Below are 23,566 nucleotides of genomic sequence, written 5' to 3'. Positions count from 1 at the left end.
TCAGTTTCCCGACTCGCTCAACGCGTCCGCCGCGGCCTCGATGTCCTCGCGCGTCGGGCACGAGGCCGGGCCGACGACTGTCGTGGAAAGCGCGCCCGCGCAGTTGGCGAGCAGGAGCGCCCTGTCCATGGGGACACCCTGTGCGAGCAATGCCGCCAGGGCTCCCGTGTGGGCGTCGCCCGCGCCGTTCGTGTCGACGGCGTCGATGGTCGGGGTCGGGATGTGCACGGCTGATGTTTCGCCATTGGGGCTGGCATAGCGAGCAAAACATGCGCCGGATGCTCCGAGGCGAATCAACGTGTCGTGCCCCAGTGTCTGCGCGAGGCGGCAACTGAGAGAGTCAAACGGCAGGTAGCCGTCAAGTCGTGACCGCTTGGCGATTGCCCTCGCCTCGACGCTGTTCATCGAGATGATCACGTGGCGCGCGGGCAAGCCCTCCGGGATTCCGATGACGGGAGACACATCCAGGACCACGCGCACGCCCTCGGGCAGGACGCGCAGCGCCGCCTCCGCGGCTTCCTTGTTTGCGGGGTGGTCCATGAGGTAGCCGTCGATGCAAAGCACATCCCCCGGGCGCATCGTCTGTACGAAGTCAGCCCACGCGCTCGCGGGCGCCATCGTCTCAGCGCCCTTCGTGGAGATGAAGGTGCGTTCGGCGTCGTGACCAATCAGGGCGACACAGAATCCGTTGTCCACACCATTGACGCGGGGTCCGGCGTCTGTGATTCCCTCGCGAGCGAGGGCGGCCACGATCATCGACGCGTGGGGTCCGGCGCCGATCGGGCTGAGAGAGATGGCCTCGGCCCCCATCCGGCGCGCCGCCACGAGCGCGTTGAAGCCGCCGCCCACGTGGGTGCCCCCGTCATTCGCCCATTCGGAGCCGCCGCCGTGAATCGGACGTACCCCCTGAAGGACCAGGTCCACGAGGATCTGCCCCATGAGGACGACGCGGCCCTCCGTGGAATTGGGTGACGAGGCGGGGGCTGACTCCTCGGGGGTCGTCCGCTCGCTCGAAATGTCGGCCCCGTCCGCCGACAACGCATCTGTGTCAGTGCCCTCCTGATGACCGTTAAGTGCCTGATCGCGCAGCTCCAGGAGCTTGCTCGTGATGGGTTGCAGGCCGAGGTGGGAGACCTCCTCGATCATCGAGAGGCTGTCTGTGGGCAGAACCTGAACGCCGAGGGCAGCGCCCAGGATCGCGCCCGCGATCGCGCCGATCGTGTCGGTATCGCCGCCGATGTTGGCGGCGTCCAGGAGGGCCTGCGGCGAGGGATCGCGCGCGAGCAGCGCAAAGGCCATGGGGATCGCGTGCGCCGAGGCCACGGACGTTCCCACCTGCTGGGCGAGGCATTCCAGGGACGACGATGCTGGGTTGATGGACAGCTGCATGGCCCTGCGCGTCGCCGCAACGACGTCCGGGTCGGGGGCCCACGCGCCGCGCACGGGGAGGGAATCGACGAAGGTCAGGGCCTTCCACAGCAGGGACCTCAGATCCGGGGCCGTCGAGCGCGCAGAGTCGATGCCCAGGGACACGGCCGCCGCCACGAGGGCAGCCGACTGGAAGCCCTGGCGCGTCGCGTGCGTGACCTGACAGGAAGACCAGACGGCATCCGCAAAGGCCTCGGGATCGGCCGTCGACATCGCGATACCGATCGGGGTCACGCGCATCGCGGCGCCGTTCGTCGTGCCTTCCCCACCCACGGCGAGCGGGTCCTCGCCCGCCCGCACCCGTTCGAGCGCCGCCTTCGTGGAGGGACCCAACAGGTCGAGCGATCCGCGCCGAATCATCGAATCCTCCCAGGCCAGCAACGCATCGGCGAACTCGCCCGCGTCCAAGGCAACGCGACCCGAGGCCAAGCCCCGGCCTCGTACCAGGAGGGAAGCCACCAGCAGCGCCTGTTCCGTGTCGTCCGTGACCGAACCCGCCGCCATACCGGGCGCGTAGGGCTGGCTCGCGTCCGCGTCAACGAGGCCCGTCACCCTCCCGTAGACGGCGCGAATCTGCTGGGGGGACATTGCCTGGGTCGGCATGCCGAGGGCGTCGCCGAGCGCCAGGCCCGCCAGGGCGCCATACGCGCGCGAAAAACGAGGATCCATGCTGCACCTCCGGCGCGGGCGCGCGCCCGCGAATAGCGTGAACGCCCCGGAAAACCGAGGCGACCAGTAGGCCCAGGGGGACTCGAACCCCCAACCTACGGATTAAAAGTCCGCTGCTCTACCATTGAGCTATAGGCCCAGCAGCCCCATTGTAGGAGGAACCGGTCCCCATGGCACAATCGAATACCCCTCGCCGCCCGGCCATGCTCGATGCGGCCCGGGCCGAAACCATCGTCGGCGACGAAGATCCCGCCGCCCACGCCGCCGTCGCCCACACCGCGGCGTGGGCGCTCATGGGTGTGGGGGATGAGTCCTTCACCGACGCGGACGTCGCGCGTCTGCGCGACACGGTGCGCTCCGTGGGCGTGGATGTCATCGCGCACGCGTGGTCGCGCAGCGCGGAGTTCACCCTCCCCGGGGCGCTGTGGCGCCTCTACCTGCTCCACGAGTGGTATCACCGCGACCCCGGCCTGGTGGAGTCCCGCTACGCGCAGGGGCTGCGTGCGCCCATCATTCAGGGGCTCGAGGCGCCCGTTCAGGTCCGCCCGCTGCGAGCGGTCATGCAGGAGGTCGACGCGCTGCTGCGCGGGGACCTGACCGACGATGACCTGGACGGGGTTCTTGCCCAGGCGTCGCGCGCGATGCGCGTCCTGGCCGCCGGCGAATCTGGCCCCCTGTGGATCGAGGACCCGACCGACCCCCTCGCACACCGCGTCACCATGCGCACCTCCGCGCTGTTGGCCACGGCCGACGAGCTTGACCTCGCCGCACGCGAGGCGGCCTCCGGAACCCTCGACTGACCCCTCGTTCGCAGAGTCGGTGCTGATCCGGGCGTGTCCTGGACGGCCTCGTGGAAGGCCCGAAACGGGGTGAGGTGGCACGCCCGCCAGGGCACGCGAGGCGGCGTGCGACTACCCTGGACCCTATGCCTGCGATGCCAGCCCCACGCCCCCAGCGACTCGTTCGCTCTGCCGGCGCGCTCGTCTGGCGCTTCATGGATCCGGCGCGCCTGGCCGCACCCGGCGAGGTCATTGATCCGGCCGACATCGAAGTCCTCATGGTCCACCGCCCCCGCTACCACGACTGGTCGTGGCCCAAGGGCAAGGCGGAGCACGGGGAGCCTCTGGTTGCTGCCGCCGTGCGGGAGGTTGAGGAGGAAACCGGCCAGGTCGTAACCCTCGGTGCCCCGTTGACGACGCAGCGCTACCGACTCGGTGGCGGGCAAACCAAGGAGGTCCACTACTGGGTGGGAACTCCGGTGTCGGGCGGGCCCGCAGCGTTTGTGCGCGCGCCCGTCGCCCGCGCTCCCCGCACCGAGATCGATCGAGCCGAGTGGGTGGCCCCCGAGCGCGCCGCCGAGATGCTCACCCGCCGAGGCGACCGCCGCCTTCTCTTCGACCTTCTCGCCCGCGCTCGCGAGGGCCGCCTCGTGACCACAACGCTCCTCGTCCTGCGTCCCGGGCAGGGCCTCACCCCGCGCCTCGACGAGGCCGGGGACGTCCACGCGCCCGCCTCTCCTTCCGCTTCTTCCGGCGGCTCCGCGGCACCTGCTGAGGCGTCGGCTCCTTCCGAGCCTCGCCCCGCGCCGACCCCCGCGATGGTTGCGTCCGCTGCGGCCAGGAGGGCTGCCCAGGTGGAGCAGGCCTCGGCGAAGAAGACCGAGAACGCGCCGGAACCCGTCGACCCGCCGCTTAGTCGATTCGGCGTGCGCCAGGCCTTCGACCTCATTGATCTGCTTTCCAGCTTCGGCGTTGCGCGCGCGTTTGCGTCGCCGGCAGCCCGCTCGCGCCAGAGCCTCACCCCGTGGGCGTCGATGGGTGGGGGCTCGGTGACCCTTGTCGAGTCTCTCGACCTGGCCGCCTCCGGCCCGGATGCGCAGGTCGATGCCGAGGCTCGCCTCGGACGCGTCCGTGCCTTCGCGGCCGAGCGCCTGCGCGAGCACGCGGCCCCCACGGTCCTGTCAGTCACGGGTTCCGTGCGTGATGCCATCATCGAGGAAATCCGCGCCTACGCGTCGGCTCCCGTCGCCGGCGCTGAGGCCCCGCGGCTGACGCGCGGCCAGGTCCTTGTCGCCCACGTCGAACACGGCCCCGATGGGCTGGTCGTCGCCGCCCTCGAAACCCACGGCGTCACGACGAAGAATCCCGCCGCTCACACCCGTCGGGGAAACAAGCGCCACTGATGGGCAGGCGCGTGGGTGCGCTCGCCATACGGATGTGGCGGTCCGGCCAGAGCCGAACCGCCACGCGAGCCGCGCGGGTGCGCGTCACATTCCGGAGTCCTTCACCGAAGAGGTGAGCTTCGAATGATCGAGCGGCGTTGCCATGCACACGACCTCGCGGTCTCCGATCGCCCATGTGGTCTTGGTGGGGTACGTCGTGTAGATATCGAGGCTCGATTCTTCGTAGGCCGTGCCGATGTAGCCCTCGAATGCGTCCGCGCACTCGTTCCCCGCCTTCTCTTTCAGGTCGGACTCGGGGGGAAGCTCGGAGTCGGTCAGCTTCAGAATGTGGAAGACCTCTGCATCGTGCTCGGCGGTGCATTCGGTGGTTTCGAAGCGTGAGACACGGTCGCCGTCGGGAACCTGGACGCACTGTCCCACCTCCATCGTGAAAGCGGAGGTGTTGTTGCCAAGGGGGAGGAGGGAACAACCCGACAGGCTGCCGGCGAGGGTGGCAACGGCGGCCGCGAGGGCGAGGCGGCGGGGAAGAGGCAGGGACATGATGCTCCTTGAGTGATGGGTGGGGGCGTCCCGGGAATCGAGGTGTCGCGTGCTGAGGCGCGCGTTCCCGGAGAATGCGCTGATGTTTCCCAAAAACTATAACAATGACGCGACCGAATGGACAAGCTTCGGGTGGTGCCGAGACCGTGCCCGATACCACCCGATGAAGCGGCTCGTCAGGACCAGTTACAAGCCGGAGTCCTTCACGGAACTCGTCAACTTGGAGTGATTCAACGGGCGCGCCAGGCACACGATCAAACGATCCTTCTGCGCCCAGGAGTCTTTCGTGGGAATCATCCACGTGGCATCCAGGGACGAGGTGAGGTAATCGGACCCCACGTAATCGCCGAACGTGGAGATGCACTCGCTTTCCGCCTGCTTGTTCAGCGCGTCGGCGCCCGGGAAATCGCCGTCGGGCGCCGACGTCACGTAGAACACTTCGGCGTCGTGTTCGCGCGCGCACCCCGTCGTCTCGATGGTCGTTGCGGTCGCCTCCGCCGGCAGCATGACGCACTGCCCGACGCGCATGTGCATGACCGATGCGTCCGAGCAGGCGGCCAGCGGCGCCGCGACGAGGACGAGAGTGGCCGCCAGGGAGACGAGGCGAGCGCGTTCCACTAGTGAACCCCCAGCGGTAGAGCAACTGCCAGGTACACGATCGCCGACACGGCTGCCGCGGCGGGGAGCGTGAGGAACCATGCGATGACAATGTTGCCGGCGACGCCCCACCGGACCGCCGAGAAGCGCTTCGTGCATCCCACGCCCATGATCGCGGTCGACACGACCTGGGTCGTGGAGATGGGGGCGTGAATCACGTAGGAGCACAGGTAGAGGATCGACGAGGACACGGCCTCGGCGGTGAATCCGCGCGCCGGATCCAGGTCGATGATCTTGCGTCCGATCGTGCGCATGATGCGCCCGCCTCCGGCCATCGTGCCCAGCGAAATCGCCAGGGCGCCCGAGATCTTGACCCACAGCGGCACGTTCATCTCACCCGTGACGGGATCGAGGATGTTGTGGTGCTCGCCGTAGCCGCCGGCCAGCAGCGCCATGACGATGATGCCCATCGTCTTTTGCGCGTCCTGGATGCCGTGGCCCAGGGCCATGGCCGCCGAGGAGAAACGCTGCGCGGCGCGGAAGCGGCGCATCGTGCGGTGATACTGCGCGTGACGCAGCACCCACAGCACGATCTTCATGGCGATGTAGCCAATGACGAAGCCGATGATGGGGGAGGCGAACATCGGGATCACGACGTGGCTCACGATGCCCCACCAGTACACGACGGTGCCGCTCATCAGGCCGGCACCCACCATGCCGCCGATCAGGGCGTGCGAGGAGGAGGATGGAAGCCCGAACCACCAGGTGATCAGGTTCCAGATGCAGGCGCCCAGAAGCGCGGCGAGGATGATGACCAGGCCCTTTTGCTGCATCGCCGGCAGCGGAGATTCCGCATAGTCGCTGATCGAAATGATGCCCTTACCGACTGTCTTCGCGACGGCCGTTCCCATCATGGCGCCGATGACGTTCATCGTCGCGGCCATGAGCAGCGCGGCGCGAGGGGTCCACGCGCGGGTCGACACGGAGGTCGCGATCGCGTTCGCGGCGTCGTGGAAGCCGTTCGTGTAGCTGAAGAACAGCGCGACGAGGATGACGACGCAGACGAGGATCAGGTTGAGATCCACGGCTCAGGATTCCTTCAGCGCGAGGGACTCGATGACGTTGGCCAGCTCCTCGAAAGCGTCGGCGCAGGACTCGAGGCCCTGAACGATGTCCTTGAGCTTAATGATCGTGACCGCGTCCAGGCCGGAGTCGAAGAGGGCCGTGAGGGTGCGGCGGTAGGCCAGGTCGCCCTCGTTCTCGAGGCGGTTGATCTCGATCCAGTAGTCGCGCATGTCCACGGGCGACTTGAGCTTCGGCATGTTCTCGGCGGTGAGATCCGCGCAGTTCTTGATGACGTCGATCTGAGCGTTGAGTAGGGAGACGAGGGAGGAGGGGATGTCGGCGATGCCGTAGACGACCAGGAGGTCGCCGGCCTCGTCGATGAAGTCGAGGCAGTCGTCGAGGTGGGAGGCGAGGGACTGGAGGTCCTCGCGGTCGAAGGGGGTGATGAACGAGGAGTTGATGCGCTGGATGATTTCGTGGTTGAGCTCGTCGCCGCGGTGCTCGACCTCGTGGAGCTGGTCACGCAGGGCGATGCGCTCTTCGGGGGAGGCGGCGTAAATGTGTGTCAGGAACTCGACGGCCTGCACCAGCTGGCGGGCCTGGGATGTGAAGTCTTCAAAAAAGTCAGGGCCTTGGGTCTTGTTTCGGAATCCCATGGTGTGCTCGGTCCTTCCAATGGTGAATAGCACTGTTGTGCTACCTGCAATCGTCGGTCATGGGGCGGTGCGACTTCAAGTTCAGATGCGCTTTTGTGACCCCGTATCTCGTGTTCTATCTCACGAGGAACGGGTCCGCTTCCCTTTCTTCCCACTGGCGAGACCCGGGGGCGATTGGTCGGCCACGGTACCGCCCGCGTGTGGGCTGAAGGTCCCTTCAGAGCGGGCGGTGTGTGACCCGTTCGACTAGACTCAAGATGTGATCGGGACCAAGCGCCCGCAAGCGTTGGCATTGGTTCCGGCATGATTGATTCTGTCAATCGGGGACGCAGATGCGGCCTCGACAATCCGAAATGCCTCAGGAGGCAAAATGTCCGTGACTGAACAGGATGTGCGTGCAGCGGCTCCGGCCAACGCTCCCGAAGATGTCATCAAGTGGGTTGCGCAAATCGCTGAGCTGACCACCCCTGACGCCATCGAGTTCTGCGACGGCTCCCAGGAAGAGTGGGATCGCCTGACCTCGCAGATGGTCGAAAGCGGCATGTTCACCAAGCTCAACGAGGAGAAGCGCCCGAACTCCTTCCTCGCTCGCTCCAAGCCGTCCGATGTTGCGCGCGTTGAGTCCCGTACCTTCATCTGCTGTGAGAAGGAAGAGGACGCGGGCCCGACCAACCATTGGGCCGATCCCAAGGAAATGAAGGCCACGCTCCGTGAGAAGTTCACGGGCGCCATGAAGGGCCGCACCCTGTACGTGGTGCCCTTCTCCATGGGCCCCCTCGGCGGCCCCATCTCCCAGCTCGGCGTCGAGATCACCGACTCCCCCTACGTTGTCGTCAACATGCGCATCATGACCCGCATGGGTGCTGCTGCCATGGACCTCATCAACGAGGGTCGCGTGTGGGTTCCCGCCGTTCACTCCGTCGGCGCTCCCCTGGAGCCCGGTCAGGAAGACTCCAACTGGCCCTGCAACGACGAGAAGTACATCACCCACTTCCCGGAGACCAACGAGATCTGGTCCTTCGGCTCGGGCTACGGCGGCAACGCCCTGCTGGGCAAGAAGTGCTTCGCGCTGCGTATCGCCTCGACGATGGCGCGCCGTGACGGCTGGATGGCCGAGCACATGCTGATCCTGCGCCTGACGCGGGAGTCCACCGGCCAGCAGTTCCACGTCACCGCCGCGTTCCCCAGCGCCTGCGGCAAGACCAACCTGGCCATGCTCCAGCCCACGATCCCCGGCTACAAGGTCGAGACCGTCGGCGACGACATCGCGTGGATGCGCCCCGGCCCCGACGGGACCCTGCGCGCCATCAACCCCGAGGCGGGCTTCTTCGGCGTCGCCCCCGGCACCTCCTACAAGACCAACCCCATGGCCATGGAGACCGGCAAGGCCAACTCCATCTTCACGAACGTCGCCCTGACCGACGACGGCGACGTGTGGTGGGAAGGCATCGACGGCGAGGTCCCGGCGCACCTGATCGACTGGCACGGCAACGACTGGACGCCCGAGTCCGGCGAGAAGGCTGCTCACCCGAACAGCCGCTTCACCGTTCCGGCCTCGCAGTGCCCGATCATCTGCCCCGACTGGGAAGCCCCCGAGGGCGTTGCGGTTGACGCCGTCCTCTTCGGCGGCCGCCGCGCCACCAACGTCCCGCTGGTCGCTGAGCAGTACGAGCCCGCCCACGGCGTGTTCATCGGCGCCTCCGTGGCCTCCGAGGTCACCGCGGCCGCGACCGACGTCAAGGCCGGCTCGCTGCGTCACGACCCCTTCGCCATGCTCCCCTTCTGCGGCTACAACATGGCCGACTACTGGGGCCACTGGATCGAGATGCAGAAGAAGGTCGGCGACAAGTTCCCGAAGGTCTACCAGGTCAACTGGTTCCGCAAGGACGAGGACGGCAACTTCATGTGGCCGGGCTACGGCGACAACGCCCGCGTCCTGGACTGGATCGTTCGTCGCGCGGCCGGTGAGGTCGAGGCGATCGACGGCGTGACCGGCCGCTACCCGAAGTTCGAGGACTTCAACCTCGACGGCCTGGACATTGACGAGGCCGTGTGGGCCAAGCTCTTCGCGATCGATCCCGACGCGTGGGCCGCCGAGATGGACGACACGGAGGAGTACTTCTCGCAGTTCGGCGATAAGCTCCCCGCCGCCATCACCGAGCAGCTGGCCAAGTTCCGCGAGCGCATCGCCGCCGCGAAGGCCTGAGCCGCGGCATCGTCCGCTTCAAGCGGCGCAGCGGGGGATCCGACCGAGAGGTCGGGTCCCCCGCTGCTTGTCCCTTCCGTCCCGGTGGGGTCCAAGGCGTGGGATGAGGGGAGCGGGCGCGCCCGTCCCACGGGTTCCCGAAAACGTGGTGCGCGCACTAAACTAACCACAGCACCACTTTTCCCGTGCCCACTAGGAGACTTCGTGGCCGAATACCTGACAGATGCGGAACTCGCCCAGGCGAAGGACATGCTCAACCGCATAACCATGATCTACCAGGCGAAAGTTGTCGGGCAGGAGGACCTACGGACGGCGCTGACGGCATGCCTGCTCGCAGGCGGTCATGTCCTGGTCGAGTCGGTGCCCGGTCTGGCCAAGACCACCGCAGCCCAGACTCTGGCCTCGGCGGTGTCGGGAACGTTCCACCGGATCCAGTGCACGCCGGACCTCATGCCCAACGACATCGTCGGGTCTCAGATCTGGAACCAGGCTTCGGGTGAGATGGTCACCCAGCTGGGGCCCGTCCACGCGAACCTGGTCCTGATGGACGAGATCAACCGTTCCAGCGCGAAGACTCAGTCCGCGATGCTGGAGGCGATGCAGGAAGGGCAGACGACGATCGGCGGAGTCAACCACCGCCTTCCCCGCCCGTTCATGGTGATGGCCACCCAGAACCCCATCGAAGAGGAGGGAACGTACGTCCTCCCCGAGGCGCAGATGGACCGTTTCCTGCTCAAGGAGATCATCACCTACCCGGCCCCCGTCGACGAGCTTGAGGTCCTTGAGCGCATCGACTCGGGAGTGATGAGCCTGCCGACCTCCTCCGAGCCTGTGTCCATCACGGACGTGCTGCTGCTCCAAGACCTGACGCGACGCATCTACGTGCACAGCACGCTCAAGGCGTACATCGTCGACATCATCAACACCACGAGGGGCGCCGGTCCCAATCCGCTGCCGGGTTGGACCAAGCACGTGCGCGTGGGTGCCTCGCCGCGAGGGGCGATTGCCCTCATGCAGATCTCGCAGGCGCTTGCCCTCATGGACGGGCGCAACTACGTGGTTCCCGACGACATCAAGAAGCTGCGCTACGGCATCCTGCGGCACCGCATCATTCGTACCTTCGATGCCCTCGCCGACAACGTGTCGGTGGAGGGGCTCATCGACGCGGTGTTCAACGCGGTTCCGGTGCCGTGACGGGTGCGCTCGTGGACCGGCGATCACCAGGAGAACCAGCATGCCAGTGAGGTCGCGTGAGATCCACGCGCTGTCGACGCGCATCCAGTTGCCCGTCCTGCGCAAGCTGCTGTCCGTCATGGAGGGACAGCACTCGGCGCTGAGGTGGGGCCGCGGCTGGGAGTTCATGGACCTGGCGCCCTACCAGCCCGGTGACGACGTGCGCGAGATCGATTGGGCGGCGACCGCTCGCACGGGCACCCCCACGATCAAGAGGCACGAGGCGACCGCGAACGTGCAGGTCATCCTGGTTGTCGATACGGGCCGGGAGATGGGGGCGTTGGCGCCGTCGGGGGAGACCAAGGAGGAGGTCGCGCTCGCGGCGTGCGAGGCGATCGCGTGGCTCTCGGTGGCTCGAGGAGATCAGATTGGTCTGGTTGCTGGGGATTCGCGCAGGGTCCGCTTTATGCCCGCTCGTTCGGGCAATGGGCACGCTGAGACGATCATGCGCCGCATTTCGGAGGATATTACGCTGCTTTCTCCGCGCTCGGACGTGCCCCGGCTGCTGCGTCGGGCGTTGACGACGACGAGGCGTCGCTCGCTGATTGTCATCATCAGTGATCAGACGCAGCCGACCCCCACGAATGAGGCCGATGACATCATCAAGTCGCTGAGCGTGCGCCATCAGGTCATCCAGGTGTCGGTGGCCGACATGAATCCGGCGGATATTGACCAGGATAAAACCGTTATCGACGTCAACGAGGGGCCCCTTCCGGACTTTCTGCGCAGGGACGAACAGCTCGCCCGCGAGGCGAGCATGGTTGTTGAGCAAAGGCGCGCCGCTGTCGCGCGCATGCTTGACATGCGCGGCGTCATCCAGGTGAGCGTAGGCTCCTCGGAGGAGGTTCCGCGAGCGTTGCTCAAGGCGCTGCAGCGCTCGGGATCCCGCAGATAAAGAGGGGTTGATCCCCCGCGGCCATCGAACCTCTCTCTACCGAGTGGTAGTTAACTGAGACCTAACGCACAGAATTGCCGGTACTTTACATAAGGCCGTGAGATAGCTTTCAAATTTCCCGGTAATCATAGTTTTCTCGGGTCACCTCTCATATATTTGTTGCTGAACCATCCATCCCGTCACGCATAGTGCGGAAGTTATGAGAGGAAGACTAGTGAGCAGGAAGTATGCGCCCCTCGGGCGGCGAATGATCGCCGCCGCGGGTGCTCTCAGCCTCGGAGTCGCCGGGGTCGTTGCGACCAGCGTCGCCACCTTCGCCGAGGATCCGGCCTACGGCACGATCAACCAGAACGCAACGGGTTCGATCGTCGTCCACAAGCACCTGAAGAACGCCACGGGCACCATGGGCAAGGTTGACGGCACCGCCGACTCCGGCGGCGATGGCGTCGACGGCGTCACCTTCAAGGCCTACAAGGTCTCGGGCCTGGACCTGTCCAAGCCCACCGACTGGGACAAGCTCGCCGCCCTGGCCGACAACATCCCGTCCAATGCCTGCACGGATCCCGCCCACCCGACCCTGGGTGACAATGCGCCCGCCGTCGATGCTCAGGCTGCCGCTGAGGGGACGACCGCAGGCGGTGGCAAGACCACCCTGGCGGGCCTGTCCGTCGCGGCGTACCTGGTCTGTGAGACCGAGGCTCCCGCCGACATCGTCGAGAAGGCCAAGCCCTTCGTCGTCACGATCCCCTTCCCCAACACCACCAACGGTGGCGAGGGCAAGTGGCTCTACGACGTGCACGCCTACCCCAAGAACCAGAAGATCGAGATCGACAAGACCATCTCCGATCAGACCGTGAACGGCGTAGGCCTCGGCTCGCGCGTGCAGTTCCCCGTCTCCACGACGATCCCCAGCCTCGACACTGATACGAACTTCACCTACTTCTACCTGCGCGACCAGCTGGACGACCGCCTCTCCGACGGCAAGGTGGACAAGGTCACCCTGGGCGCCGATACGCTGGCCGAAAACACCGACTACGTGCAGTCCAACACGGGCGGCCTGGTCGTCGTCTCCTTCACGCGCGCCGGCCTGGCGAAGCTGAAGGCGAACCCCAACAAGAAGCTTGAGGCGATCTTCTCCGGCACGGTCTCCGCCATCGGCGACGGCACCATCAAGAACAAGGCCAACCTGGTCCAGGACACGCACTACGGCGCCATTCCTCCGAACGAGCCGCCGTCGACTCCTCCGACCGAGCCGAACAACCCGCCGACCTCCCCCGAGGTCTCCACCGACTGGGGCAACGCCCAGCTCCTGAAGTTCGACGCTAACTCCGGCGCCGCCAAGACCGGCATCAAGGGCGCGAAGTTCAAGGTCTACAACGCCGCCGAGCCCTACGCCGCCGACTGCTCCGCCGCCACCAAGGCCGGCGACGCGATCACGGTGAACAACAAGACCGAGTTCGTCTCCGATGACGCGGGCCTCGTGGCAATCGACGGCCTCTACGTCGGCGACTCCGTCGGCTCCGCCGGCCAGGGGTCCCAGGGCGCGACCAAGCGCTGCTACGTCGTCGAAGAGGTCGAGGCCCCCGCGGGCTACGTCCTGCCGCAGAAGACCACGACCGGCATCTCGGTCTCCAAGGGCGCCCTCGCCGCTGCCACGTACAGCGCGGAGATCGCCAACAACAAGCAGCCCGTTCCCCAGCTGCCCCTCACGGGTGCCAACGGCCAGCTGCTCATGACCATCGGCGGCATCTCTCTGGGACTCATCGCCGTGGGATCCACCATGGTGATCCGCTCGCGCAAGCGCAGCGAAGCCTGATGCTCCGGTGTATCGGCGGATCCTTCCGCTGAACTCCGAGCCCGCGCGGGTCGGCGCGGCCGGGAGAACGGCTCTCCCGCCGCGCCGACCCGTGGCACGTCCCAATCAACACTTGTGCGAAAACGATTTACGTCGAACTAATCATTGGAGTTGAAGTGACCCAGCACGCCCGAACACAGCGCCGCGCCACGCGGTTCTCACGCTTCGCGGTCGCGGTCGCGGTCTGCGCGGCCGTCTGTTCCGCGCCGATCCTGCCCAACGCGGCCCAGCCTGCCCAGGCTGCGGCCGAGGGAGTCCCCAGCGGGTCGCTCCCCGCGACCTTCGCCACGGGAGGCTCCGGACGCTTCAAGGACTCCATCCAGTGGCTCCAGTGGGCCGACTACGACAAGGACTTCAAGGGCAAAGACAAGCCCAACGTCCCCGTCCTGGGCGTGGGGGAGGGACCCAAGGACTTCGTCAACCACCGCGACCTCGGTGACGCGGGCTCCCTGGTGACCACCTGCACCCTGTCCAACCTCACCCACGACACCCCCGCGCCCGGCACCCCCAAGCAGCAGACCGAGGGGCCTCTCGTGGCCACCATCCCCGGCGCCTGGGCGGGCGACGCCCTCGACAACCTCTACAACGTCGGAGGCCCCGGCTCGTGGAGCGACGGCTCAGAGGTGTGGCACTCAGGGCTCACATACCCCCAGGACTACGTCAACAAGAACCAGATGGTGATCGGCCTGGCCAACGGCTACGCCTACAACGGCGGCAACGCCTGGGACGGCAAGAAATGGGATGAGAGCACCGACCACCGACCCACGGGCTACAACGCCCGGGTGAGCGTGGACTACAGCTGCAAGGCCGAGATATACGGCAAGGACGGCTCCATCACGAACGTGCCAATCCAGGGCCTGGTCTTCGCCGACGCCGAGGCATCCTCCAGGCGCTTCGACATCAAGAGCTGGGCCACCAGCGACCGGCAGGACGAGTGGGTCCAGGCCACCGTGAAGAAGACCGCCGGCAACAAGCCTCCGCGCTGGAGGGTCCTGGACACCATCCGCTCGCGCGCCTGCATCAGCAAGGTCACCGGTAAGCAGGTCACCACCGACGGCATCCTCTCGGGCGGCTCGCGCACCCTGCGCCTCATGCCCTCGGACGACGAGTGCGTCTACCAGTCGGGCGGTAGCTACAAGAACCCGAACGGCTACGGCGGCCCCGACGCCGTCATGTTCATGGAGGGCGCCACCTCCGCCACCATCACGATGCAGGGCGCGGGCTACTCCGCCGTCGCCCTCGGCCTGGTGGTCGCCACCGACTACGGCGACGCGCCCGAGTCCTACGGCGTCGCTTCCTCCCTCTTCCAGCCGTCGTGGCGCGGGGGCGAGGTGCGCTCAACCACCGACCTGTTCAAGGTCTCCCCGCAGGCCGAGATGTACATGGAGAAGGGCTCCCCGCGCCTCGGCGCGCTCATCGACGCAGAGCACACCCAGCCCTTCAGCGCGGACGCCTTGGGCGACGACAAGGTCGGAGAGCCGAGCGACGAAGACTCCGTCACCCTGCCCGCCGACGGGATCCGCACGCAGCCCGGCGCCACCTACAACCTGGACGTCACGTGTGAGGGCAACGGGAAGGTCGCCGGATGGATCGACTGGAACCGCAACGGCAGCTTCGACGACGGCGAGAAGTCCAACGAGGTTCCTTGCTCTACCGCCGGCAAGGCCGCCCTGGCGTGGACGGTGCCCTCCGACGTCGTCCGCTCCGTCGACGGCGAGGATGGAAGCAGCGCCACCTACATGCGACTGCGCATCACCGCCGACAACAACGGAAACGGCCAGAAGCCCACCGGCGGCACAGCAACCGGCGAGGTCGAGGACTACCGCGTCGCCGTGCGCGTGCCGACCCTGCAGCTGGTCAAGAACGTCGACAACAAGTACTCCACCTCCGAGGTTCAGGGCCTCGCCGCCGACCAGTGGACCCTCACCGGCGGTGCGGGCGCCTACACCGCGACGGGCAACGGAACCACGGGTGGCCCCACCGTCGTGCGCACCGGTCGCAACGACCTCTCCGAGGCCACCACCAACCCCGGCGGCGCGGGGTATGAGATGGGCCAGTGGAGCTGCGAGCAGGCCCCCGGAACCGTGGGTGAGAACTACTCCTCGTCCCTCAGCGGTGCCACGACGGACGGGAAGGCGCAGCTGACCGTGCGAGGCACCGACCGCGTCCTGTGCACGATCACGAACACGGCCAAGCCCGGATCGCTGACCTGGAACAAGGTCGACTCCGACGGGGTCACGCCCCTGGCGGGCACCACCTGGACCCTCACCGGGCCCGGCGTGCCCCGCAACACCACGGTCGAGGACTGCACCGCAGGGCCCTGCCCCGCCCAGCCCTACAAGGACCAGGACCCGACTCCCGGATCCTTCGCGATCAAGGACCTCAAGTGGGGGACCTACTCCGTGCGCGAGGCCAGTGCCCCCGCCGGCTACCAGCTGAACCCGCAGGCCCAGGCCTTCCCGCAGATCGCCCCCGCGTCCCTGGAGGCGACCCTGAGGGCGGCCATCGTCAACGAACGCAAGACCGGGTCACTCACCTGGAAGAAGGTGGACGCGTCGAACACGGCCACGGCCCTGGAGGGTTCGGAATGGACCATCAGCGGTGGTGCGCTGCCGGGCGCCGTGACCATCACGGACTGCAAGGCCGCGTCGGCCGCCCAGTGCCCCAAGCCGGCGGGCGCGACCTACTACGACTCCGACCCTGCCGCAGGTTCCTTCGCGGTGACGGGCCTGCCGTGGAGCGACACCGCCTACGCTCTGACGGAGAAGAAGGCCCCCGCCGGGTATCGCCTCGATGCGACGCCGCGCCCCTTCACCATCGGCAAGGACGCGCTCGACTTCGCCTTCGCGCCCATCACCAACGACAAGCAGGACGTGCCCGCCATCCCGCTCACCGGTGGATTCGGCGCTGACGCCTACGTGATCGGCGGCATCATCGCCGGTCTGGGCGCCACCGGCGCGGCCGCAGGCATCAGGCGCCGCAAGGCCCGCACGGCATGACGGGCCCCGGGGGACCCGCGAGGCGGGTCCCCCGGCGCACGCGCGCTATGACTGCCGCTCCCGACGCCGCACAGGCAACGCCGAGTGCCTCCCCGACCGCCCCTCGCGACGCGCGCCGGTGGAGGTTCTCCCTGATCTCCCTGATTCCCTCCCTCCTCGCCCTAGCGGGAATGCTCCTCTTCCTCTACCCGTCGATCTCGGCGTGGATCGTTCAATACAACCAATCCCAGATCATCGCCCAGTACGAGGACTCCGTGAGTAGGGCCGATCCCTCCGCCGCGGAGCAGCTCGCCCTCGCCCACCGCTACAACGACGCCCTGAGCTCGGGGGCCGTTCTCCAGGCCAACTCGAACGTGCCCACCGGCGACGGAACAAGCGGGGACGCGAGCCTGGACTACAACGCGATTCTCACCGCCGACGGCTCCGGGCTCATGGGCCGACTCAAGGTCCCTGCCGCCGACATCGACCTGCCCATCTACCACGGGACCGACGATGAGACGCTCCTGCGCGGCCTCGGACACCTGGAGGGAACGTCGCTTCCCGTCGGCGGGCAGGGACAGCGCACCGTCGTCACCGGACACCGTGGGCTGGCCGAGGCGCGCATGTTCACCGACCTCGACAAGGTACAGGTCGGGGACACCTTCACCTTCGAGGTGTTCGGGGAGGTTCTCACCTACCGGGTCTTCGACAAGAAGGTCGTCAATCCCGAGGAGACCGAGGCCCTGCGCTCCGAACCCGGCCGAGACCTCGCCACGCTCGTGACGTGTACCCCCCTGGGCATCAACACGCACCGCATCCTCGTCACCGGGGAGCGCGTCTACCCCACGCCGCAGCACGACATCGATGCTGCGGGTGCCACCCCCGACGTCCCCGGCTTCCCCTGGTGGGCGCTCGGCCTCCTGGGGGGAGTCTCACTGATCGGTCTGTACATCTGGCGATCCGGCTACCCGCCGCGCCCCAAGAAGCGCCCAAACGCTGAACAAATGAGAGAAAATGTCGCCGATTAGGCCCCGTGGCGGCGCTCGCTCCGCAGGGCGAAGCAGAACCGGGCATTAGCACTATCGCGCCCGGCGTGGCACAATCAGGTGAACGCGGCGTCGGCGTGACCGCAACATGCACGGTCGAAGCCGACGCCCCGATGGCGACGGGGAAGAGGGGTGCAATGACACGACGAGCGACGGCGGTGCCTCGCACCGATCGCGCCCGAACCGTCCCGCTCCCGCGCCCAGGCGAAAGGCACGGCAATGTCCGGCAACCTCATTGAGAGCCTCCGAGAACCCGTCATATACCCGCACTGGATGTGGGTCCTGGGGGTCGCACTGCTCCTCGCCCTCCTCGGCTGGGTGGCGTACAGCCTGTGGGCCTGGTGGCACTCGCGCGAGGGCAGCGTCGCTCACCTGCAGACCATCTCCCAGGCCAGGCGTGCCCGGTACCACGACTACGTCAACCAGATCGCCCAGCGCCGCGCCTGCGGCGAACTCGACGAGCGCGGAACGCACCTGGCGGTGGCCGGCCTCATGCGTGCCCTCGGCACCGAGCGCTCCGGCCGCGACCTCGAGGTGGCCACCGTCGCGGAGATCCGTGCCCTCATCCCCACCTGGCCCCAGCTGGCCCACGTCCTGGAGGCCTGCGAGACGCCCAGCTTCGTCGGCGAACGCGCCGACGGCGCCACCGGGGGACCCTCCCTGCCCACCGGCGCACAGGGGGCGGGGGGCACCGACATCCTGATCCTCGCCTCGCAGGCGGTAGACGCATGAGATTCACCTGGCTTATCTTCGTCGTCCTCGGCGTCGTGCTCGCCGCGACCTGCGCCGGCTGGTTCCTCGCCCGCCGCGCCGGACAGCGCGCGGGCGAGAAAGGCTGGGTCGCCAACACCGGCTACGTGCGGGGCCTGCCCAAGTACCAGGCCCTCGTGCGGCGTACGCGCTCCTCCCTCGCGATGGCGATCGTCTGCTTCCTCATCGCGGTTATCGCGGCCTCGGTGTCCGCGGGCGCCCCCGTGGACCGCTACGTCAAGCACGAGAAGTCTTCGAGCCGAGACATCGTGATCTGCCTGGACGCCTCGGGCTCCATGCTTCCCTACGACTCAAAGATCGGGGAATCCTTCAAGAAGATCATCTCCCGCTTCGAGGGCGAGCGGATCTCCCTGCAGCTGTGGAACGCATACTCGATGACGATGTTCCCACTGACGGACGACTACGAGATGGCCGACGACGTCTTGACGGAGATGGCCGACACCATCGACGGAGGGCTCTCCATCTACGGGGGGCGCATTAGCGTGACTCCCACGCTCGAGAAGTACCTGCGTCCGCTCCTCCCCGACGACGACGAGGAAAAGGCCTCCCTTGTGGGCGACGGCTTAGCCTCGTGCGTCCTGGGCTTCGATCACACCGACAAGGAGCGTTCCCGCACGATCCTCCTGGCGACCGACAACGAGGTCTACGGGCAGGGCATCTACGACCTCGCCGAGGCCATCGAGTTCGCGAAGAGCCAGAAGGTGACGGTGTCCGCCCTGTACCCCGGCTCGGAGTACGCGATGACGTCGGAGGCCTACGAGCTGCGAGACCAGGTCAGGTCGACCGGTGGCGACTTCTACGACGCCTCCTCACCGTCAGCCGTTGACGAGGTCGTCAAGCAGATCGAGTCCGAACAGAAGCAGGACCTCGAGAAGGCCGGGAAGATGGTGGAGACGGACCGCCCCGGCGCCGCCCTCGGCTGGACCATCGTCGGGGTTCTCTCCCTGTTCGGCATGCTCGCCCTCGGGAGGCTATGACATGGTTTTTCGCCCCGCAGTGAACCTGGTCCTTCTTGTCCTCATCGTCCTCCTCGGCGCCGCCCTCGTCTTTCTCACCGCCAGGAGAGCCACGCGTCGCAGCTTTATCGACATCCTCCGGCGGTCAATGATTCTCGCGGTCGTCGTCGTCATGGGCGCCGGTCCCTCCATTCCCGGCGAAGCCGAGGAGGTGACCTCCAGCCTGGAGGTGTACTTCGTCATCGACCGCACCGGTTCGATGGCGGCCGAGGACTGGGACGGCACCAAGCCGCGCATCGATGGCGTCCGCAATGACGTCGCGATCCTCATGAGCGTCCTGACCGGATCACGTTTCTCCATCGTGTCCTGGGATTCCAACGCGCACACGGACATGCCGCTCACGACCGACGCCTCCGCCGTCCAGGCCTACATGGATAGCTTCGACCGTGAGCTGTCCAGCTCCTCGCAGGGCTCGTCGGTGAACCGGCCCGCGAAGGACTTGGCGGCTCTGCTGGCCAAGAACAAGGAACGTCACCCCCAGAATCTTCGAGCCGTCTTCGTCTTCTCCGATGGCGAGACGTCCAACCAGGACCACTGGTCGAGCGCCCCGGCGGGGGACGAAAGCGACTGGGACCAGGTGAAGCAATACGTGGACGGGGGCCTCATCCTCGGCTACGGGACGCCGGAGGGCGGCCCCATGAAGGTGTTGCGACTGCGCAGCGAAGGCTCCCAGAGCGGCGGCGAGCCGGAATACATCCGCGACACCTCCCAGCCCGGCAATCCGGTGGCCATCTCCAAGATCGACGAAGCCGCGCTCAAGGCGGTCGCCTCGCGCATCGGCCTGGACTACGTGCACTCGCCGGACAAGTCGGCCATCGAGTCCCACGCGCGATCCGTTCTCGAGGGAGCTAGCTCCATCTCCGAGACGCGCAACCTCCAATCCACCTACCGATACATCATCTGGCCATTCGCGCTCATCCTCGGGGCACTCCTCGCCTGGGAGGGTGCAACCCTGGCGCGTCGCGCCCAACAGCTGAGGAACTCCCATGCGATCTGAGAACTCCCTGCCCGAAGAGGACCTCGTTCCTTTCGGGGCTCCCCAAGAGAACCCGGTCGATCCCTCGGTCCGCGCGACGGCCACCTCCGCCTCGTCCGGCAAGCCCAAGCGATCCTCCCGGGCGCTTCGCCCCCTGTGGTACTCCCTCCCGGTTCTCGTCATCGTGGTCGCGCTCTCCGCCTACCTGATCGGCATGACCCTGTGGTCGCGTTCCTCCCTGGGGCAGTGGAGGGCGCAGCGCTACGACGCCGCCGAAGCCGGATACAACGGACAGATCGCATGGACCGGCTTCGGCGTGGAACAGTGGGTCGCGCACTACAACCTGGGCACGACCCTGCTGCGCGAGGAACGCATCGAGGACGGCATCGCCGAGCTGCGCACCGCCTTCGACCTCGTCCCCAAGGCCACCGAGGTCCAGCCGGGGCGCCTGGAGGCCTTCTCCTACGAGTGCCAGGTGCGGGTCAACCTTGCCATCGGCATCGAGATTCAGGGGGACGCGCTCGCCGCGGCGGGCTCATTCTCCGACGCCGCCGCGACCTACCAGGAGGCCGAGGACCTCATCTCCCCGTGCCAGAGCGTCTCCAGCTCGGGTCAGTCCGGTGATCAGGGTCAGTCCGGCGGTCAGGGGCAGTCCGGCGACAACCAGCAGTCGGGCAACGACCAGCAGTCGGGGGGAGAGTCGGACAACCCCGCCGATAAGAACAAGTCGCGCGTCGAGGACAAGAAGCAGAAGGCCGAGGAACAGTCCGAAGGTGAGAACGGATCGGACGGCGAGGATAAGAGCGAGCAAGACCAGGCGGGGCAGGAGGGCGAGGCTAACCCCAGCCCCAGTCCCAGCCCGACCGAGGACCCCTACGAGGGCGAGTCCGCGGAACAGAAGCAGCGTCGTGAAGACTTGCAGCAACAGAACGGGAAGCGGTCCAAAGACCGGCGCGACGCGCAGGACGAGCGGCGCAGCGGCAACCCGAACGGAGCCTGGTAGGCCCGCGCCCGCTCGACTCCGCGCTGTGAGTTGTAGCCATAATCTGATCCGACGGCCCGAAGAGGCCACAAACACCGATAGGCTGGAGTAGTGAAGGTTCTTCTCGTTGGTAACGGGGGACGCGAACACGCGATTGCCCGCGCACTCGTACGAACGTCCACCCCCGAGCATCCCGTCGCACTCGTCGTCCAGGCGGGTAACCCCGCGCTTGAACAGCTGGGACGGTCCCTGACGATGGATCCGCTGGATCCCGGGGACGTCGTGCGGCGCGCGACCTCTGAGAACGTCGATCTCGTGGTCGTCGGACCCGAGGCGCCCCTGGTGGCGGGGGTCGCGGATGCAGTCCTCGACTACGGGATTCCGGTGTTTGGCCCCACCAAGGGAGCCGCCCGGCTCGAGGCATCGAAGTCTTTCGCCAAGGAGATCATGGCCGACGCGGGCGTGGCCACGGCCCGTTTTTTCACGTGCACCACGATGGAGGAGGTCTCGGCGGCCTTCGACGAGCTGGGCGCGCCTCATGTCGTCAAGGACGACGCGCTCGCCGCCGGCAAGGGCGTGGTCGTCACCTCCGACCGCGAGGAGGCCTCGGCCCACGCGCGCGCCTGCCTCGCGCGGGACGGGGGAGCGGTCGTTGTCGAGGACTACCTGGACGGACCCGAAGTTTCTCTCTTCTGCGTCGCCGACGGGGAGACGGTCGTGCCGCTGCAGCCCGCCCAGGATTTTAAGCGAGTGGGTGACGGCAACGAGGGCCCCAACACGGGGGGCATGGGCGCCTACAGTCCCCTGCCCTGGCTGCCCGAGGAGGCCACCCGGCGCATCGTCGACGAGGTGGCGCAGCCCGTCATCACCGAGATGGCCCGCCGCGGCACACCCTTCCGAGGGCTTCTCTACTGCGGCCTCGCGATGACCAGCAGGGGCATCCGGGTCGTTGAATTCAACGTCCGTTTCGGCGACCCCGAGACGCAGGCGGTCCTCGAACGTCTCGAGTCCCCGCTCGCCCCCCTCCTCCACGCGGCCGCAACGGGCACCCTGTCGAAGATCCCGGCCCCGGTCTGGAGCGACGACGCTGCCGTCACCGTCGTCATGGCCTCGGGCGGCTACCCCGGCCAGGCCGACACGGGACACGAGATCACCGGCATCGAGGCGGCCGAGGCCCTCGATGGCGTCCACGTCATCCACGCGGGAACCTCCGAGGAGATCACGGATGACCCCGCCGACGTGGCCGCCGGGTGCTGCGGATTCGAGCCCACGTACGCGCTGGTCAACAAGGGCGGGCGCGTCCTTGACGTCGTGGCCCGGGCGGCCACCATCGAGGAAGCCCGTGCCCTGGCCTATCGGGGCGTGGACCTCATCCACTTCGACGGAGAACACCACCGCGGTGACATCGCCACGTGGCCCGACCACCTGACCGTCACCCTCGACTGACACAACGACACTGAGGAGCATCATGCCCGCCTCCCCGCACGGTTGGATTTCCCTGGCTTCGGGCAAGGTTCGCGACATCTATGTCCCCGACGAAGCCGTCGTCGGAGAACCCCCGCAGGCGCCACCGGCGGCGGGAAGGCCCCGTCACGCCAAGCCCGGTCCGGAAGCACTCCTCATGGTGACGTCGGATCGCATCAGCGCCTACGACTACGTGCTGCCCACGCTCATCCCCGGCAAGGGGGCGGTTCTCAACCAGCTGGCGATCTGGTGGATGGGCAAGCTCCGCCCGCTCGTCGAGAATCACCTGCTCGATGTGGGGGCGAAGGCCCCCGCCGAGGCGGCGCAGGCGCTCGCGGGAGCCCCCGCCACACGCTTCACGGTCCCCGCCGAGTTCGACGGGCGCGCCGTTGTGTGCCGCAGCCTGCACATGATCCCCATCGAGTGCGTGGTGCGCGGATACCTGACGGGCTCGGGCCTGGAAGAGTACCGACGAAGCGGCACGGTCTGCGGCTTGACGCTCCCGGAGGGGCTCACGGAAGCCTCCCGCCTCGACGAGCCCATCTTCACGCCGGCCGCCAAGGCCGACATGGGGAGCCACGACGAGAACATCTCCTTCGAGCGCGCAGCCGACCTCGTGGGCGAGGAGATAGCCGTCGCCATCCGCGACCTGTCGATCGCCCTGTACAAGGCGGCGCGCGACATTGCGGCCGAGCGCGGCATCATCATCGCCGACACGAAGTTCGAGTTCGGCATTGACGTCTCCACCGGCGCGCTCGTGCTAGCCGACGAGATCCTCACCCCGGACTCCTCCCGCTTCTGGCCGGCCCACAGATGGGTGGAGGGAGAGGTGACCCCCAGCTACGACAAGCAGTACGTGCGGGACTGGCTCACCTCGGCCGAATCCGGATGGGACCGTGCGTCCGGGGACAATCCTCCCGCTCTGCCCGACTCCGTGGTTGCCGCGACGACCCAACGCTACGTGGAGGTCTACCGTCTGCTGACGGGCGCCGACCCCATCCTGTAAC

The 23,566-nt window shown here is 67.2% G+C and carries 19 protein-coding genes and 1 tRNA gene; 14 read left to right on the top strand and 6 right to left on the bottom strand.

Annotation, left to right across the window (positions count from 1 at the left end; translation table 11 throughout):
* The gene (locus tag NQK35_RS07215) at nt 1–2,097 is read right to left on the bottom strand and encodes a PfkB family carbohydrate kinase (RefSeq protein WP_257113711.1); all 2,097 of its coding nucleotides are present in this window, start codon (nt 2,095–2,097) and stop codon (nt 1–3) included.
* Between the two features lie 67 nt (nt 2,098–2,164).
* Nucleotides 2,165–2,236 (bottom strand) — tRNA-Lys (locus NQK35_RS07210).
* A gap of 31 nt (nt 2,237–2,267) precedes the next feature.
* Between NQK35_RS07210 and NQK35_RS07205 the strand changes: the two genes are divergently transcribed.
* Both NQK35_RS07205 and NQK35_RS07200 read left to right on the top strand, forming a co-directional pair.
* Nucleotides 2,268–2,897, top strand: a complete 630-nt coding sequence (locus NQK35_RS07205) for a hypothetical protein (RefSeq protein ID WP_257113710.1) — start codon at nt 2,268–2,270, stop codon at nt 2,895–2,897.
* Nucleotides 2,898–3,031: 134 nt separating this feature from the next.
* Nucleotides 3,032–4,279, top strand: a complete 1,248-nt coding sequence (locus NQK35_RS07200; protein WP_257114779.1) for an NUDIX hydrolase — start codon at nt 3,032–3,034, stop codon at nt 4,277–4,279.
* Between the two features lie 84 nt (nt 4,280–4,363).
* Here the strand turns inward: NQK35_RS07200 and NQK35_RS07195 are convergent, their stop codons facing one another.
* From NQK35_RS07195 to NQK35_RS07180, 4 genes are all read right to left on the bottom strand, one after another.
* Complete coding sequence (locus NQK35_RS07195) at nt 4,364–4,819, bottom strand: septum formation family protein (protein ID WP_257113709.1); 456 nt, start codon at nt 4,817–4,819, stop codon at nt 4,364–4,366.
* Between the two features lie 186 nt (nt 4,820–5,005).
* Nucleotides 5,006–5,437, bottom strand: a complete 432-nt coding sequence (locus NQK35_RS07190) for a septum formation family protein (protein WP_257113708.1) — start codon at nt 5,435–5,437, stop codon at nt 5,006–5,008.
* Complete coding sequence (locus tag NQK35_RS07185; RefSeq protein WP_009213059.1) at nt 5,437–6,501, bottom strand: inorganic phosphate transporter; 1,065 nt, start codon at nt 6,499–6,501, stop codon at nt 5,437–5,439. The genes NQK35_RS07190 and NQK35_RS07185 overlap by 1 nt, the downstream gene beginning before the upstream one ends.
* 3 nt (nt 6,502–6,504) lie before the next feature.
* Complete coding sequence (locus tag NQK35_RS07180; RefSeq protein WP_257113707.1) at nt 6,505–7,137, bottom strand: DUF47 domain-containing protein; 633 nt, start codon at nt 7,135–7,137, stop codon at nt 6,505–6,507.
* Nucleotides 7,138–7,507: 370 nt separating this feature from the next.
* On the opposite strand from NQK35_RS07180, the gene NQK35_RS07175 reads away from it, so the two are divergent.
* The 12 genes from NQK35_RS07175 to NQK35_RS07120 all read left to right on the top strand — a co-directional run bounded on the left by NQK35_RS07175 (nt 7,508) and on the right by NQK35_RS07120 (nt 23,565).
* Entirely contained in the window at nt 7,508–9,343 is a 1,836-nt protein-coding gene (locus NQK35_RS07175) for a phosphoenolpyruvate carboxykinase (GTP) (protein WP_257113706.1), read from the top strand.
* A gap of 204 nt (nt 9,344–9,547) precedes the next feature.
* A complete protein-coding gene (locus NQK35_RS07170) occupies nt 9,548–10,537 on the top strand; it encodes an AAA family ATPase (protein ID WP_003790890.1) in 990 nt (329 codons plus the stop codon).
* Nucleotides 10,538–10,577: 40 nt separating this feature from the next.
* Complete coding sequence (locus NQK35_RS07165; protein WP_257113705.1) at nt 10,578–11,471, top strand: DUF58 domain-containing protein; 894 nt, start codon at nt 10,578–10,580, stop codon at nt 11,469–11,471.
* A gap of 214 nt (nt 11,472–11,685) precedes the next feature.
* On the top strand, nt 11,686–13,287 hold the full coding sequence (locus NQK35_RS07160; protein ID WP_153232447.1) for a SpaH/EbpB family LPXTG-anchored major pilin: 1,602 nt from the start codon (nt 11,686–11,688) through the stop codon (nt 13,285–13,287).
* Between the two features lie 155 nt (nt 13,288–13,442).
* A complete protein-coding gene (locus NQK35_RS07155; protein WP_257113704.1) occupies nt 13,443–16,325 on the top strand; it encodes a CshA/CshB family fibrillar adhesin-related protein in 2,883 nt (960 codons plus the stop codon).
* Between the two features lie 47 nt (nt 16,326–16,372).
* On the top strand, nt 16,373–17,332 hold the full coding sequence (locus tag NQK35_RS07150; RefSeq protein WP_257113703.1) for a class C sortase: 960 nt from the start codon (nt 16,373–16,375) through the stop codon (nt 17,330–17,332).
* 237 nt (nt 17,333–17,569) lie between these two features.
* Complete coding sequence (locus NQK35_RS07145) at nt 17,570–18,082, top strand: hypothetical protein (RefSeq protein ID WP_257113702.1); 513 nt, start codon at nt 17,570–17,572, stop codon at nt 18,080–18,082.
* The gene (locus NQK35_RS07140) at nt 18,079–19,098 is read left to right on the top strand and encodes a vWA domain-containing protein (protein ID WP_009213068.1); all 1,020 of its coding nucleotides are present in this window, start codon (nt 18,079–18,081) and stop codon (nt 19,096–19,098) included. The genes NQK35_RS07145 and NQK35_RS07140 overlap by 4 nt, the downstream gene beginning before the upstream one ends.
* A 1-nt stretch (nt 19,099) precedes the next feature.
* On the top strand, nt 19,100–20,134 hold the full coding sequence (locus NQK35_RS07135; RefSeq protein WP_257113701.1) for a VWA domain-containing protein: 1,035 nt from the start codon (nt 19,100–19,102) through the stop codon (nt 20,132–20,134).
* Nucleotides 20,124–21,116: a hypothetical protein gene (locus tag NQK35_RS07130; RefSeq protein ID WP_257113700.1), complete on the top strand. Its 993-nt coding sequence runs from the start codon at nt 20,124–20,126 to the stop codon at nt 21,114–21,116. Before NQK35_RS07135 ends, NQK35_RS07130 begins: the two co-directional genes overlap by 11 nt.
* Before the next feature lie 90 nt (nt 21,117–21,206).
* On the top strand, nt 21,207–22,541 hold the full coding sequence (gene purD, locus NQK35_RS07125) for a phosphoribosylamine--glycine ligase (protein ID WP_257113699.1): 1,335 nt from the start codon (nt 21,207–21,209) through the stop codon (nt 22,539–22,541).
* A 22-nt stretch (nt 22,542–22,563) separates the two neighbouring features.
* Entirely contained in the window at nt 22,564–23,565 is a 1,002-nt protein-coding gene (locus NQK35_RS07120) for a phosphoribosylaminoimidazolesuccinocarboxamide synthase (protein ID WP_257113698.1), read from the top strand.
* Nucleotide 23,566: the final 1 nt, after the last annotated feature.

This window comes from Schaalia odontolytica, assembly GCF_024584435.1.
Taxonomy (GTDB): domain Bacteria; phylum Actinomycetota; class Actinomycetes; order Actinomycetales; family Actinomycetaceae; genus Pauljensenia.
The sequence above is the reverse complement of the archived record's forward strand: the minus strand, read 5'-3'. Positions and strand labels throughout refer to the sequence as shown.